Raw genomic sequence first — 12,844 nt, 5'->3', positions numbered from 1 at the left:
CAAGAACGACTTGCAACCATCCATATTCACAACAAACGCCATTGGGGGACAATTGCGCAGCCAGCCATTCCAAAGTCACAATCGCCTATTCCCTGACAATGTGGATTCTGCCAACACGCGTGGCTTCATGCCGGCCGACAGCATATGCGCGTTCCTGGCGCTCGCCCTTGATAGGGGGCGGGCAGGACAGGAGCATCGCGAACGGGGCGATGTCCCGGGTTGGGTCATGATCACGCTTATGTCTGCCGTTCTCGTGGCGGCATTGCTAGCCCTTGCGACACCTGCACTCGAAGGACTCTTCAATCAGGCCATGGACAAGGTCAGCAAATAGGCCATGGAATCGGGTTCGCGACAGCCGGGAGGAGAGCGCGGCTCAGCTGTGGTCGACTTTGTGCTGGTGGGTGCGTTGCTTACGGCGTTCTTCCTTGCCATTGTGCAACTCACGCTGGTTCAACATGTTCGGAATACGCTCATAGACGCAGCTTCGTCCGGAGCACGCTACGGAACCTTGGCTGACAGGACGGCCGACGATGCACGGGACCGGGCCAAGTCACTGATTGGGACAACCTTGAATGAGGATTACGCAAGGGACGTCACCACGGCACATGTGACGTTCCAAGGGCTCCGCACGCTGGAGGTCACAGTCAGGGCGCCTTTCCCGATTGTTGGTTTGATTGGCCCGGCCGCAATGCTGGAGGTTCGGGGCCATGCTGCAGTCCAGGAATGACCCTTTGATGTTGCTGGGATCGAAGCAAGATTCACACGAGGGCGGAAGTGCCGTTGTAGAGTTCGTGTTTCTCTCGCTGCTGCTGATGGTGCCCGTCGTGTATTTCGTTTTGTCCGTCGGCGCCATCCAGTCCGGTGCCTACGCTGTGGCCGGAGCGGCCGACCAGGCGGCCAAAGTCTACGTTACGTACGGAGAGGAGGCGGCCGCGTCCGAGGCGGCAGGGAACGCAGCCATGATCGCCTTGGCTGACCACGGACATTCAGCGGAGCTTGCTTCCGTGGCTGTCAGTTGTGACCGCCAAAGCTGCATGTCCCCGGGCGCTGCTGTCACCGTGACGGTCAGGCTGCGCGTCCCTCTGCCGTTTACGCCTTTCCCTGAGGAACTACGAATCGATGCCAGCCGGGTGACGGCGTCTGCAACCCAAATTGTGGGGAGGTTCCGATGACACGAGCCCAAGTGGCCCGGAACATCCCGTCACGGGCGTTCTGCCAAGCACACCCCCACCAATTCAGGCCGCACGGGCACGGAGAAGAAGGCCAGATCATGGTGATGGTCTTGGGCTACCTGCTGCTGGGACTGTTGCTTGCCACGGTGGTGATTGCGGTTTCTGCCGTCTACATAGAGCACAAGAAGCTCCTATCCGCTGCGGACAGCGCGGCGGTAGCGGCTGCCGACAGTTACACGTTGGGTCAGGTGACCGGTGCCGGGGGTGCACCGGCTGCTGTCCTGAGCTCGGACAGGGTTCGAGGCAGCACGTATGCGTTCTTGGAGCGGACCGGAGCCTTTCAAGAGTTCGATGGCCTGGCCGTGGCACCCGAAACCGGAAGCTCAGACTCAGCCTCGGCTGAGGTGGTTCTCACTGCTGTGGTCCGTCCCCCGATAGTAAATTTCCTGGTTCCGGAAGGAGTGCCTATTGAAGCTGCTTCGACGGCACGGTCCAGGTTGACCCGCTGAAGGCAGATCAGGTGGAGTGCCTCTTCCTATGCGGCCACTCCGCATACCAGCCAATGGCGTAGGCTTGAACAACCATGGCTGAGATTGATTTTCCCGCAGAGATCCGCGCTCTCCGCGCCACCTACCGCTCCATTGAGGACGTCTCCGACGTTGACGCATTAAGGGCTGAGATTGCCGAATTGAGCGAGCAGGCGGGTGCTCCGGACCTCTGGGACGATCCTGCGAGTGCGCAGAAGGTCACCTCCCGATTGTCCCACCGGCAGTCTGAACTTGAGCGACTCACCAAGCTGTCTGCGCGCATTGATGACTTGGAAGTGCTCGTGGAACTGGCCAAGGACGAAGGAGATGAGGACTCCCTGGGCGAGGCAGCCAAGGAACTGGACTCTATCCGAAATGCGCTCGCAGATCTGGAAGTTGTGACGCTGCTGTCGGGTGAGTACGACGAGCGCGAGGCCGTCGTTACCATCCGCGCTGGGGCAGGCGGCGTCGATGCCGCGGACTTTGCTGAAATGCTCCTCCGCATGTACCTACGCTGGGCAGAACGCCACGGCTTCCCCACCAAGGTCATGGACACGTCCTATGCCGAAGAAGCCGGACTGAAATCCGCGACGTTCGAAGTCAACGCACCATTCGCCTTCGGGACCCTGAGCGTTGAAGCGGGCACACACCGCCTCGTCAGAATCAGCCCATTCGACAATCAAGGCCGCAGGCAGACATCCTTCGCGGCAGTCGAGGTGATCCCCTTGATCGAGCAGACCGACTCCATAGAGATCCCGGACAACGAAATTCGCGTTGACGTCTTCCGCTCCTCCGGTCCCGGCGGCCAGTCCGTCAACACCACTGACTCGGCTGTGCGGCTTACCCACCTGCCCACGGGCATCGTGGTTTCCATGCAGAACGAGAAGTCCCAGCTGCAGAACCGAGCGGCGGCCATGCGCGTGCTGCAGTCGCGACTGCTCCTGCTCAAGAAGGAACAGGAAGACGCGGAGAAGAAAGCTCTTGCTGGAGACGTGAAGGCGTCCTGGGGAGACCAGATGCGTTCCTACGTGCTCAATCCGTACCAGATGGTCAAGGACCTTCGCACCGAACACGAAGTGGGGAACACCGCCGCGGTGCTCGACGGCGACATCGACGATTTCATCGACGCGGGCATCCGCTGGCGCACCGGCAACCGGAACTCAGCGGACTAGCCGAAGTCTCACCGGCCTGATGCTTCCCTGCCGGTAGGGGGCCGACTGTCGCTGCCCGCCTGAACAGGGATGACCGATGGCGGCTGACCGCCCGACGGTTGTCGGCAGCGCTACGGTGGCGACCGTCGTAGGGGTTTCTGGGCGGACTGGCGCCGGGCGCCAGTCATCCTCGACGCTCTGCTGCCTGCCGCCGTCGGGCTTTGGCAGGGTAGCCGCTTCAGTGTTTCCGGAACCGATTGGCGACACGCCCTCGTATGTCCCGCGGCCTTACCCGGACTCCTGCATATAGTCGAGGAGCCGGCGCCCTACTTCCCCCAAAGAAAGCCCCGTGCTCCGGCTGCTGGACAGGGCCTTCATGGCGGGTCCGGTGGGGTTCTGAAGAGTCATGATCCGATTTGAAAACGTCACCAAGGTCTACGACCAGAATGCCCGACCCGCACTGGACTCGGTCAGCCTGGAGATCGAGCGCGGTGAGTTCACCTTCCTCGTTGGTGCCTCGGGCTCCGGCAAGTCGACCTTCCTGCGCCTTGTCCTGAGGGAGGATCGTGCCACCTCAGGCACCGTCTATGTCGCCGGGCAAAACGTCGCGAAGATCTCCAGTTGGCGAGTTCCAAGGCTCCGGCGGGGGATCGGCGTCGTTTTCCAGGACTTCCGGCTGCTGCCGCAGAAGAACGTATTCGCTAACGTTGCGTTTGCCATGCAGGTCATCGGCAAGAGCCGAAGCGTTATCCGCGAGACGGTGCCCGAAATCCTAAAGACTGTGGGACTCGAGGGAAAAGAACGCAGGATGCCGCATGAACTGTCCGGTGGGGAGCAGCAGCGGGTGGCTATCGCGCGGGCTGTGGTGAATCGACCCGGCATCCTGCTTGCCGATGAACCTACCGGTAACCTGGACCCGATCACTTCGATGGGCATCATGGGCGTCCTCGACAAGATCAACCAGAACGGCACCACGGTAGTGATGGCCACGCATGACGACGACATCGTTAATGAGATGCGCAAGCGGGTGGTGGAGCTGAAGAATGGCGTGGTCATTCGCGACGAGGCCCAGGCGCTTTACACGTCGATGATCCCTGTGGTGGGGCAGTCTCGCCGGCTCAAGGACGCCAGCGGGGCCGAGATCAGGCGCGCCGAATCGAAGTTGACTGAGCCGCGAAATGAAAACCCGCGCGAGGGAGGTCAACGATGAGGCTGGCATTCATCCTCGGAGAAATTGGCAGTGGCCTTCGCAGGAACTTGTCGATGGTTGTGTCCGTCATCCTGGTGACGTTCGTCTCGCTCACTTTCGTGGGCGCCGCCGGGCTGCTCCAGATGCAGATAAACCAGATGAAGGGGTACTGGTACGACAAAGTCCAGGTGGCCATCTTCCTGTGTAACGAAACCTCCACAGCACCTGGCTGCGCGGCCGGTTCGGTCACCCCCGAGCAGAAGAACAACCTGGAAAAGCTCCTGGCTTCCCCGGCCGTGAAGCAGTACATCAACGATTTCCAGTTCGAATCGAAGGAAGAAGCCTACGGCCACTTCAAGGAACAGTTCTCCAACTCGCCCATCGTTGATTCGGTGACGCCGGACCAGTTGCCCGCGTCGTTCCGGCTCAGCATGAAGGACCCGGAAAAATACCAGATCATTAGCGAAACCTTTTCGTCGCAACCCGGCGTGGAGTCAGTGACGGACCAGCGAAAACTGCTGGAGCGGTTGTTCTCCTGGATGAACACTGCTTCCTTGGCCGCGGTGGGTATTGCCGCCGTCATGATTGTCTGCGCGGTGCTGCTCATCGCGACCACTATCCGGCTTTCGGCCTTTAGCCGACGGCGGGAAACCGGCATTATGCGCTTGGTCGGCGCGTCCAAGATGGTTATCCAATTGCCGTTCATTATGGAGGGAGTAATCGCCGCCGTGGCTGGCGCTTTGCTGGCGTCGGTGACGCTCTGGTTGGTTGCCCATTTTTGGCTCGGGGAGACGCTCTCGCGGCAGATACCCGATACCCCTTTTATCTCAGGCGCTCAAGCCCTTATCATTGCTCCGTTGCTCATAGCCCTGGGCGGCGGCTTGGCTGGGATGTCGTCGTTGCTGACCCTCCGGCGATACCTCAAGGTATAGACGTGCACGACAGCAAGCGAATATCCACCAACCAGGGAGCAGGAACGGCCATGGGCACGACCACCCCCGCAGCACGCCGGACACGGCGTGCAGCGCACCGCACCAGGCTGATCGGCGGTGCGCTGGTCCTTGTACTCGCCGCCGTTTTGGGGCCTGCGCCCGCGGTGCACGCCGACGAGCTCGACGATAAACGGGCGGCCCTCGAAGCAGAAGCGGCCCGCGTCCAGCAATCCCTGGAGTTCGTGGATGCAAGGATTGCCAAGGCCGCAGGGGACCTGGTCATCTACCAAGGAATGCTGCCGGGCGCACAGCAGGCCCTACTTGAAGCCCAGGGTCGAGTAGCCAGCGCTGTCAAGGAAGTTGAGGCACTGGCGGCCCGCGTGGATCTCGCCCAGCAGAACAAGGCCAAGATCACCCAGCAACTCGAGGCCGACAAGCAGAAGATCGCAGATACCAAGAAACTAATCGGGCAGATTGCCACCCAGGCGTACAAATCCGGGGGCGTTCCTTCGAACCTGACTTTGCTGCTGGGAATCAACGGCAGCGGCAGCCTGACTGAAAGCATGGACCTGGCTGACCAGGCACTGCGCACCCAGAACGCAGCCATGGAAAAGCTGACGCAGCAGAATGCCAGCAACGTCAATTCCCAGGCGAGGTTGGCCGCCGTCGAAGCTGAGATCAAGGACCTCAAGGCCAAAGCGGACGCGGCCCTCGCACGGGAAAAGGCTGCCAGGGACGAAGCGCAGAAGAAGAAGGAAGAAGTCGACAAGCTCATTGCCGACACTACGCGGCTCAACAGCGAGCTCCAGGCGGCTAAGCCAGGCATCCAGACCCAGCTCAACAAGGTCAAGTCCATGCAGGACGAAGTGGCCGCTCAGATCGTTGAACGCGACCGCAAGCTGCGTGAAGCATGGGAAGCAGAGCAGCGGCGCTTGGCTGAACTGGCGGGACAGCAGAACTTCGTACCCCAGATCGGGTCGCCGTCGGCCTTTGGCCTCCGCCACCCGTTCTCCAGTGACATTCCCATCACATCCGGATTTGGTTGGCGTGCGACGCCGCCTGGAACCATCGATTTCTACGGCACCGGCGGATACATGCACACCGGCATCGACTTCGGGGCAGCCTGTGGCACACCGGTGTACGCAGCGGCGTCGGGTACAGTCACCGTGGCTGGGTGGACCAACCTGGGCGGTGGTAACACGGTGATGATCTCCCACGGCGTGGTCCAGGGCAACTCGCTGACCACGGTCTACTACCACAACAGCAGTGTTGTCGTCTCGGCTGGACAACGCGTCAGCCAAGGACAGTTGATTGCCTACTCGGGGTCCACCGGCAACTCCACCGGCTGCCACTCGCACTTTGAAACTTGGCTGAACGGAGCAGCCGTCGACCCCATGACGCTCCTCTAGACCGCTGCGGCCTCGGTGTCCAACAGATACGGGGAACCCTGCGGAAAAGCGTAGAATAGTGGGAATCTTCAACTAACAAGGAGTTCTACCGTGCCCAGAGAAAGTGGCCGAAAGGTAGTGGCCACCAACCGCAAGGCCCGGCACGACTACCACGTCCTGGATACCTATGAAGCTGGCATCGCCCTCATGGGAACCGAGGTCAAGTCCCTTCGCGAGGGACATGCGTCCATGGTGGACGGATTCTGCACCTTCTACAACGACGAGCTGTGGATGGAGGGCATCCACATCCCCGAGTACAACCAGGGGAGCTGGACCAACCATGCTGCTCGCCGCCGTCGTAAGCTCCTGCTACACCGTGAGGAACTGGACAAGATCTCCGGAAAAATCCGCGAGTCGGGTTTCACCGTGGTGCCGTTGCAGCTCTACTTTCTCGACGGCAGGGCCAAAGTGGAGATCGCCCTCGCACGAGGCAAGAAGGACTACGACAAGCGGCAGACACTGCGCGAGCAGCAGGACAAGCGCGAAGCGCTGCGGGAGTTGCGCGAACGTAACCGTCGCTAGGCAGGTCTCGGCACGGGGGAGCCGGGGGCGGCTTGGGCATTGCCCTAAGTGGAATGAACCTGGACCGGGATGCGTTACAATGGATAGTCCGGCAGAGGTAGAAGCGAGACTTCGCGGCTGCCGGGTTGGCAACAAAATACGGGGATGATCGGTTTCGACGATGTTAGTCGCGACAGGTGAAGCGGGCCGAGGATGCAGAATTATCTCGCTAACGCTTTCTGCAAACCAATAAGTGCCGAATCTAAGCGCACTGACTTCGAACTCGCTGCCTAAGCAGTAGTTCAGTCCGTCAGCCCGGGGTCGCTATCGCTCCGGATCCTGGCGTCGACTAGATAGCCACTGCTGTTTGTCTTTGTCATCGGGGCAAACGGGACACTTAGATGACTGGGCCCGGATCAGCCACTTGTTTGCTTGATGGCTGGGGCCGAGAAAATCCGACGCAAACTGCGCCCGGAGAAGCCCTGACAACACGACATCGGACGGGGGTTCAATTCCCCCCATCTCCACTTTGTGTGATGAGTCGAGACATCCTTTACGGATGAGTCGGGTCATCGTTGACACCCTCGGTCTTCGGACCGGGGGTGTTTTTTCGGTTGGTAGGCCTTGGTGGGGTTGATGGCGAATTCGGCGATTTGTCGGCACCCTGCGTCGGGCGCAGGGCCGGTGCGCCCGTTCACTGTCGGCGTAGCCGCGGGAGGATTGGGTGGGGCTGCCCGGGCGTTGTACTAGGCAGGATTTCGCCAGTATGGATGCTTCAGTTGGCGAAGCCAGCAACCGGGCCAAACGGCCGCACCGTTTTCAGGAGGTGTACGGTGACAACGGTTCCCGAGGGCATAGTGCCCGCCAGCGGGGCAGATGACCCCTTGGATTCCTACTCCCAAACCGTCATTCGCGTTGCGGAAACGGTGACCCCCCACGTCGCGGCGCTCGAAATGACCGGACAACGCCGCAATGGCCAGCCGAGGGTGGGCAGCGGTTCGGCGGTGGTCTTCACTGAAGACGGATACATGCTGACCAACGCCCACGTCGTAGCCGGTATCCGTTCAGGTAGGGCGATGTTCGCAGATGGTACCCACACCGACGTCGAACTCGTTGGCGCCGATCCGCTGTCGGACCTGGCGATCGTTCGGGGGAGCAGGCTGACCCCCACCCCGGTTGCCCTTGGTAACGCCGAAACACTGAGGGTGGGCCAATTGGTCATCGCAGTGGGCAACCCGCTGGGTCTGTCTGGCTCCGTCACTGCTGGTGTGGTCAGCGGGCTTGGCCGGTCTATTCCGGTGTGGTCCGGACGTCATCGGCGGGTCATCGAGGACGTCATCCAGACAGATGCCTCGTTGAATCCGGGCAACTCGGGCGGCGCACTGGCCGACACCAGCGGAAGGATCGTGGGAATCAACACCGCCGTGGCAGGACTCGGCTTGGGCCTGGCCGTCCCGATCAATCCCACTACAATGCGCATAGTTTCCTCGCTGCTTTCGGAAGGTCGCGTACGCCGGGCGTATCTTGGCCTCGTCTCCACTCCCACGCCGCTGGATGCCAGCGCTGTGGTCCGCACCGGCCAGAAGGAGTCGCTGAGGGTGGTTGAAGTGATGCAGGATTCGCCGGCCGAACGGGCAGGCCTCCGGGAAGGCGACCTGGTGCTCAGTGCCCATACCCGCCAGGTGTCCAGCGCAGAGAGCCTGCAGAAACTGTTGTTTGCTGACGCTATCGGCGAGCCCTTCCCACTCACCGTCCTGCGCGACGGAAAGGTCCTGGATATCGTGGCCATCCCAGAGGAAATGCTCGAAAATACCTAAAACATGGCCGGTGCCGGGGACGTTCCCCGGCACCGGTCATTGCGCCAATGTCAGCGTTTCTTGATGTGCGCCACAGGATCGATAGCCGAGGCCGCCGTGCCCTTGGCTTTCTTTTCTGCCCGCTTCTCCTTAATCGTTTTGACGCTCTTCTTCGCAGCCTGCTGGTGAGGCGTTTTGTCAGGCATCGCTTGCTCCCTTGCCAGGGACCGGAGTGGCCCCTCTTTGTAAATTACGCTCAATCGCCGCTGAAGTTAACGGGACGGCAGGCGTAGGCTGTGGGGATGAGCGACGCAACTGTCATCGCGCCCAGTACGCCGTTGCAAAAAAGGGTCCTCCTAGTTGCAATCGTCGCCTCATTCATTGCGTTTCTGGACGGGTTCGTCATCAACTTGGCATTGCCCGCCATCAGCCGCGAGATCGGCGGAGGCCTCGTGATCCAGCAGTGGGTGGTGGACGGCTACCTGCTCACGCTGGGTGCACTCATCCTCCTGGCTGGCTCCCTGTCCGACTTGTTCGGACGCGCCCGGGTGATGGAGTGGGGACTTGCCGGCTTTGCAGTGACGTCCGTCATCTGTGGGGCTGCGTGGAGCGGCGAGGTGCTGGTGGTTGCCAGGATCCTGCAAGGAATAGCCGGCGCCTTGGTGGTCCCAAGCTCCCTGGCACTCATTGTCAACCATTTCGAAGGCTCCGCCCAGTCACGCGCCATTGGACAGTGGTCGGGGTGGACCAGTGGCGCGGCAATCGTCGCGCCGCTCATCGGGGGAGTCTCCGTTGACTTCCTTTCCTGGCGCTTCTTTTTCTTTGTGAATGTTGTGCCCATCGCACTCATCTGGCCAGCACTCGTGCACCTGAGGAAAGCGGATACGGACCGCGATCCTTCACGGCGCGTGGATTACGCCGGAGCGGTACTGGCAATGCTGGGGCTGGGCGGAACGGTCTACGGCCTCATCGAACAGGGGAGGCTGGGCTGGCAAAGCCCCCAAGTGTTGCTTCCGTTAGCGATAGGCGTTGTGGCGTTGGCAGCATTTATCGTCTATGAATACCGCGCTCGGGAACCCATGCTGCCGATGGAATTGTTTGCCATCCGCAACTTCGGTTGGGGAAACATCGCCACCTTCGCGATCTACGCGGCCTTCTCCTTCGGTTTCTTCATTTTGGGCATCTACCTGCAGCAAGTGGGCGGGATGAAGGCCACTATCGCTGGAATCGCCCTGCTTCCCGCGACCCTGATTCTGATGTTTGCGTCAAGTTTTATAGGTGATTTGGCTGGTAAATACGGTCCGCGTTGGTTCATGACAGGCGGCCCGGCTCTTTGTGGAGTGGGTTTCCTCCTGCTGCTGAGCGTCCAGTCTCCCATCAACTATTGGATGCAGGTGTTCCCGAGCCAGGTAGTCTTCGGCATCGGCCTCGCCATTACCGTGGCTCCGCTGACCTCTGCGATCCTTGGCGCAGTGCCGCCCGAAAAGGCGGGTATTGGATCCGCCATCAATAACGCAGTGGCGCGCATAGCTGGCTTGGTGTGTATCGCTTTCGCCGGCATCATCGTAGGACCGGTTCTTACTACGCAAGGCCTATATCAGGCAGCCGTTGTCACAGCCGTACTCCTGTTTGTCGGGGCGGCGGCGTCCGCCGTCGGGATCCGGAATCCAGTGCCGGAAACGGGAACGACGACGGCGGGCGGGGCCGGCGCCGTCAGCTCCCAGCCGTGAACCAAGCCCCGGTTATGGCCATTCCGGCGGCCGCGCTGGCGGCGCCAAGCGCGAGGTTTACTGCGATGTTGACCGCCGCGGCGCGGTAACGGTTCTCGGTGATGAGCCGGATGGTAGCCGTGGTCCATGAACTGAACGTCGTCAGGCCACCGGCCAAGCCTGCTGCCATTGCGGTATGCCAATCTGGTGATATTCCCGCGCCACTACCAAATGCCCCCGCGAGGCCGATGACGAAACAGCCCACAACGTTGACGATCAGCGTAGCCCAGGGCCAGTGCCGCGCGGGGACGTTGAAGCGCGCAAACCACGTGTCGATTCCGAACCTCAACAGTGCACCCGCGGTGCCGAAGAAACCCACCAGCAGGGCGGTCATCACCGGCGGGCCCCTACGGATTCATCGTCCGCAGCTACAGGCTTCTGGAGGTCGGCAATGGATTTGCCAGTTCGCCAGCCCACTCCTGCAGCCAACAATCCCGCGATGACGGAAACAGCAAGGTAGGCGAGCGCGATAATCAGCTGACCTTGGACTGCCAGATGCTCGAGGGCGAAAACGACGGCGGAGAACGTGGTGAACGAGCCGAGGATCCCGGGGCCGATGCCTGCGCGCAACCAAAATGCCGTTCGGGTCCGGGCCAGCCAAAGCGTCGTGAGCAACCCTAGTACGAAGCTTCCAGACAGGTTGATTGCCAACGTGGTCCATGGGAAGCCGGCGGGATCCTCGGGAAACAGAAGCCCGAGCACGTAGCGCAGCTCGGTACCGGAGAACCCTCCCACGGCGACCGCTGTCCAGGTCCGCCATCCGTGATCCGGTATTGCCGCAGCCATCAGGAGTCCGCCAGGAGGCAGCCTTCGTGGGTGGCGTCGCTCACCACCCAGAGTGCTGTGGCCACTTCTTCTGCCAAGTCCACATTGCGGGAGTTTCCTGCCTCGCCCAGCCGGACTACCAATGCACCCCCGAAGGGCTTTCTGCCCACGACCTCGACGGGGAGATCGAGTGTGATTCCTTCGGCGGCAAGGTAGCGCAACAGTTCGGGGTTCTCGTCGCTGATCCGCGTGATGCGGCCGGTGTGTCCGGGGTCCAGGTCAGCAATCCGGTGGGCCGTGGGACGCTGGACGTGGCCGTTAGCCGCGGGGATCGGATCGCCATGGGGATCCCTGTCCGGATGCCCGAGCTTTGCGGCCAGTCTTTCGATGAATGTGTCCGAAACGGCGTGTTCCAGCATTTCCGCTTCGTCATGGACCTCGTCCCAGCGATATCCCATCTCCCTGACCAGGAATGTCTCGATCAAACGATGCCGGCGGACCATGGCCAGGGCAAGCTGGATGCCGTCCTGGGTCAGTGTGACAGCGCCGTAGGGCCTATGGTCAACGAGGCCCTGGTCCTTAAGCTTTCGCACCATCTCGGAAACGGACGAATTAGCGACTCCGAGCCGGGTGGCCAGCTGCGAGGAGGTGATGGGCTTGTCCTGCCACTCCGTGAACGAGTAGATGACCTTGACATAGTCCTCGATGGAGGAGGAGGGGGTAAAGGTCTTCACCAGCCAAGCCTACCGGACCGTCCCGTCGCGGCCGGAACTGCCCGGCCAGGACCGTTTTGCTGGTGGGGACTCAGGCAACCTTGATGGCCTTCCAAGTCTGGGTTACATAGGGCAGCTGCACAATCGAGCCGGGGGCGTGGCCCAGGTGTTCGTGCAAATACCAGTCCAAGTTGGCCACTACCTTGTCACGCGTGAGATCGTGCGCCCGAAGGTAGTAGCTGCGGGATTTGGCAAGTTCGATCACGTCCAGGGTGGTCAGCGGGTCGTCCCAATGGGTCAGGTGCCGCTCCAGTCCGGTGAATTCAGGGCCGACGACTGGGCGGAATCCTGGCTTGTGAACGTCTCCCGCGTGCATGATGCGCGACAAGCGGTGCACCCAGGCAACAGAGGTATCCAGCTGGTTCCAGATGAGGGCCAGGGTGCCGCCCGGCACGAGTATCCGTGCAGCTTCGGTGCTCGATGCCAGCGGATCGCACCAGTGCCACGCCTGGGCGACCGTGACGACGTCGAACGCCTTTTCCGGGAGACCCGTCGCCTCTGCGGTGCCCTCCAAGGCGACCACTTCGGGCAGCGTGGCGCGCAGCTGGGTCAGCATGTCAGCGGACGGGTCGATGGCACTGACAGAGAGCCCGCGGGACACCAGCAGGCGGGTGAACTTGCCGGTACCGGCACCCACGTCTGCGGCGGTGCGTGCTCCGGCCGGAAGCAGCCAGGCGACGGAATCCTCCGGATACCCGGGACGGACGCGGTCATAGTGCTCCCCGCCGTCCTGGAAGCTGAGCCCCAGTTCCTCGCGGCGTCGGGCATGGAGTTTGGGTCCGCCGATCCTGGCTGCGGAATGCCGTGACACTGCTAGGCTC

At 61.5% G+C, this 12,844-nt stretch carries 16 protein-coding genes and 1 other RNA gene; 12 read left to right on the top strand and 5 right to left on the bottom strand.

Annotation, left to right across the window (positions count from 1 at the left end):
• The first annotated feature begins 127 nt into the window (after positions 1–127).
• The 11 genes from LD110_RS05345 (at position 128) to LD110_RS05295 (ending at position 8,737) form a co-directional block, all read left to right on the top strand.
• Complete coding sequence (locus LD110_RS05345) at positions 128–331, top strand: hypothetical protein (RefSeq protein WP_225497332.1); 204 nt, start codon at positions 128–130, stop codon at positions 329–331.
• A gap of 3 nt (positions 332–334) precedes the next feature.
• On the top strand, positions 335–727 hold the full coding sequence (locus tag LD110_RS05340) for a TadE family protein (protein ID WP_225496893.1): 393 nt from the start codon (positions 335–337) through the stop codon (positions 725–727).
• A gap of 7 nt (positions 728–734) precedes the next feature.
• Positions 735–1,172 carry a hypothetical protein gene (locus LD110_RS05335; RefSeq protein WP_225496891.1) on the top strand — a complete coding sequence of 146 codons (438 nt, stop codon included), beginning with the start codon at positions 735–737 and terminating at the stop codon, positions 1,170–1,172.
• Entirely contained in the window at positions 1,169–1,681 is a 513-nt protein-coding gene (locus tag LD110_RS05330; protein WP_308012407.1) for a pilus assembly protein TadG-related protein, read from the top strand. The genes LD110_RS05335 and LD110_RS05330 overlap by 4 nt, the downstream gene beginning before the upstream one ends.
• Before the next feature lie 74 nt (positions 1,682–1,755).
• Positions 1,756–2,871 (top strand): peptide chain release factor 2, encoded by a 1,116-nt coding sequence (gene prfB, locus LD110_RS05325; RefSeq protein WP_225496889.1) that lies wholly within the window; start codon positions 1,756–1,758, stop codon positions 2,869–2,871.
• 385 nt (positions 2,872–3,256) lie between these two features.
• The gene (ftsE, locus tag LD110_RS05320) at positions 3,257–4,060 is read left to right on the top strand and encodes a cell division ATP-binding protein FtsE (RefSeq protein ID WP_225496887.1); all 804 of its coding nucleotides are present in this window, start codon (positions 3,257–3,259) and stop codon (positions 4,058–4,060) included.
• Positions 4,057–4,971, top strand: coding sequence for a permease-like cell division protein FtsX (gene ftsX / locus LD110_RS05315; RefSeq protein ID WP_225496885.1), 915 nt, complete (start codon positions 4,057–4,059; stop codon positions 4,969–4,971). Before ftsE ends, ftsX begins: the two co-directional genes overlap by 4 nt.
• A 50-nt stretch (positions 4,972–5,021) precedes the next feature.
• Positions 5,022–6,380 (top strand): M23 family metallopeptidase, encoded by a 1,359-nt coding sequence (locus LD110_RS05310; protein WP_225496883.1) that lies wholly within the window; start codon positions 5,022–5,024, stop codon positions 6,378–6,380.
• A 90-nt stretch (positions 6,381–6,470) separates the two neighbouring features.
• On the top strand, positions 6,471–6,941 hold the full coding sequence (gene smpB / locus LD110_RS05305) for an SsrA-binding protein SmpB (RefSeq protein WP_225496881.1): 471 nt from the start codon (positions 6,471–6,473) through the stop codon (positions 6,939–6,941).
• A 140-nt stretch (positions 6,942–7,081) separates the two neighbouring features.
• Positions 7,082–7,450, top strand: a transfer-messenger RNA (tmRNA) gene (ssrA, locus tag LD110_RS05300).
• Positions 7,451–7,753: 303 nt separating this feature from the next.
• The gene (locus LD110_RS05295; RefSeq protein ID WP_225496879.1) at positions 7,754–8,737 is read left to right on the top strand and encodes a S1C family serine protease; all 984 of its coding nucleotides are present in this window, start codon (positions 7,754–7,756) and stop codon (positions 8,735–8,737) included.
• A gap of 50 nt (positions 8,738–8,787) precedes the next feature.
• On the opposite strand, the gene LD110_RS23575 is transcribed toward LD110_RS05295, so the two are convergent.
• Entirely contained in the window at positions 8,788–8,922 is a 135-nt protein-coding gene (locus LD110_RS23575; protein WP_263854933.1) for a hypothetical protein, read from the bottom strand.
• A gap of 96 nt (positions 8,923–9,018) precedes the next feature.
• On the opposite strand from LD110_RS23575, the gene LD110_RS05290 reads away from it, so the two are divergent.
• On the top strand, positions 9,019–10,446 hold the full coding sequence (locus LD110_RS05290; protein ID WP_225496877.1) for an MFS transporter: 1,428 nt from the start codon (positions 9,019–9,021) through the stop codon (positions 10,444–10,446).
• Here LD110_RS05290 and LD110_RS05285 read toward each other — a convergent pair.
• The 4 genes from LD110_RS05285 to LD110_RS05270 all read right to left on the bottom strand — a co-directional run bounded on the left by LD110_RS05285 (position 10,430) and on the right by LD110_RS05270 (position 12,834).
• Complete coding sequence (locus LD110_RS05285) at positions 10,430–10,819, bottom strand: CrcB family protein (protein ID WP_225496875.1); 390 nt, start codon at positions 10,817–10,819, stop codon at positions 10,430–10,432. The two genes, LD110_RS05290 and LD110_RS05285, sit on opposite strands and share 17 nt — an antisense overlap.
• Positions 10,819–11,271, bottom strand: a complete 453-nt coding sequence (locus tag LD110_RS05280; RefSeq protein ID WP_225496874.1) for a CrcB family protein — start codon at positions 11,269–11,271, stop codon at positions 10,819–10,821. Before LD110_RS05280 ends, LD110_RS05285 begins: the two co-directional genes overlap by 1 nt.
• Complete coding sequence (locus tag LD110_RS05275) at positions 11,271–11,984, bottom strand: metal-dependent transcriptional regulator (RefSeq protein WP_225496872.1); 714 nt, start codon at positions 11,982–11,984, stop codon at positions 11,271–11,273. Before LD110_RS05275 ends, LD110_RS05280 begins: the two co-directional genes overlap by 1 nt.
• A gap of 70 nt (positions 11,985–12,054) precedes the next feature.
• Complete coding sequence (locus LD110_RS05270; RefSeq protein ID WP_225496870.1) at positions 12,055–12,834, bottom strand: class I SAM-dependent methyltransferase; 780 nt, start codon at positions 12,832–12,834, stop codon at positions 12,055–12,057.
• Between the last annotated feature and the right edge of the window lie 10 nt (positions 12,835–12,844).

This window comes from Arthrobacter sp. M4, from assembly GCF_020251205.1.
GTDB lineage: Bacteria > Actinomycetota > Actinomycetes > Actinomycetales > Micrococcaceae > Arthrobacter.
Note: the sequence above shows the minus strand (reverse complement) of the source record. Positions and strands in the feature narration are given on the sequence as shown.

Coding starts and splice junctions, on each gene's coding strand:
- LD110_RS05310 (WP_225496883.1), top strand. CDS start 5,022: ATGGGCACGACCACCCCCGCAGCACGCCGGACACGGCGTGCAGCGCAC.
- LD110_RS05280 (WP_225496874.1), bottom strand. CDS start 11,271: ATGGCTGCGGCAATACCGGATCACGGATGGCGGACCTGGACAGCGGTC.
- ftsX (WP_225496885.1), top strand. CDS start 4,057: ATGAGGCTGGCATTCATCCTCGGAGAAATTGGCAGTGGCCTTCGCAGG.
- LD110_RS05335 (WP_225496891.1), top strand. CDS start 735: ATGTTGCTGGGATCGAAGCAAGATTCACACGAGGGCGGAAGTGCCGTT.
- LD110_RS05340 (WP_225496893.1), top strand. CDS start 335: ATGGAATCGGGTTCGCGACAGCCGGGAGGAGAGCGCGGCTCAGCTGTG.
- LD110_RS05345 (WP_225497332.1), top strand. CDS start 128: ATGCCGGCCGACAGCATATGCGCGTTCCTGGCGCTCGCCCTTGATAGG.
- LD110_RS23575 (WP_263854933.1), bottom strand. CDS start 8,922: ATGCCTGACAAAACGCCTCACCAGCAGGCTGCGAAGAAGAGCGTCAAA.
- LD110_RS05285 (WP_225496875.1), bottom strand. CDS start 10,819: ATGACCGCCCTGCTGGTGGGTTTCTTCGGCACCGCGGGTGCACTGTTG.
- ftsE (WP_225496887.1), top strand. CDS start 3,257: ATGATCCGATTTGAAAACGTCACCAAGGTCTACGACCAGAATGCCCGA.
- LD110_RS05290 (WP_225496877.1), top strand. CDS start 9,019: ATGAGCGACGCAACTGTCATCGCGCCCAGTACGCCGTTGCAAAAAAGG.
- prfB (WP_225496889.1), top strand. CDS start 1,756: ATGGCTGAGATTGATTTTCCCGCAGAGATCCGCGCTCTCCGCGCCACC.
- LD110_RS05330 (WP_308012407.1), top strand. CDS start 1,169: ATGACACGAGCCCAAGTGGCCCGGAACATCCCGTCACGGGCGTTCTGC.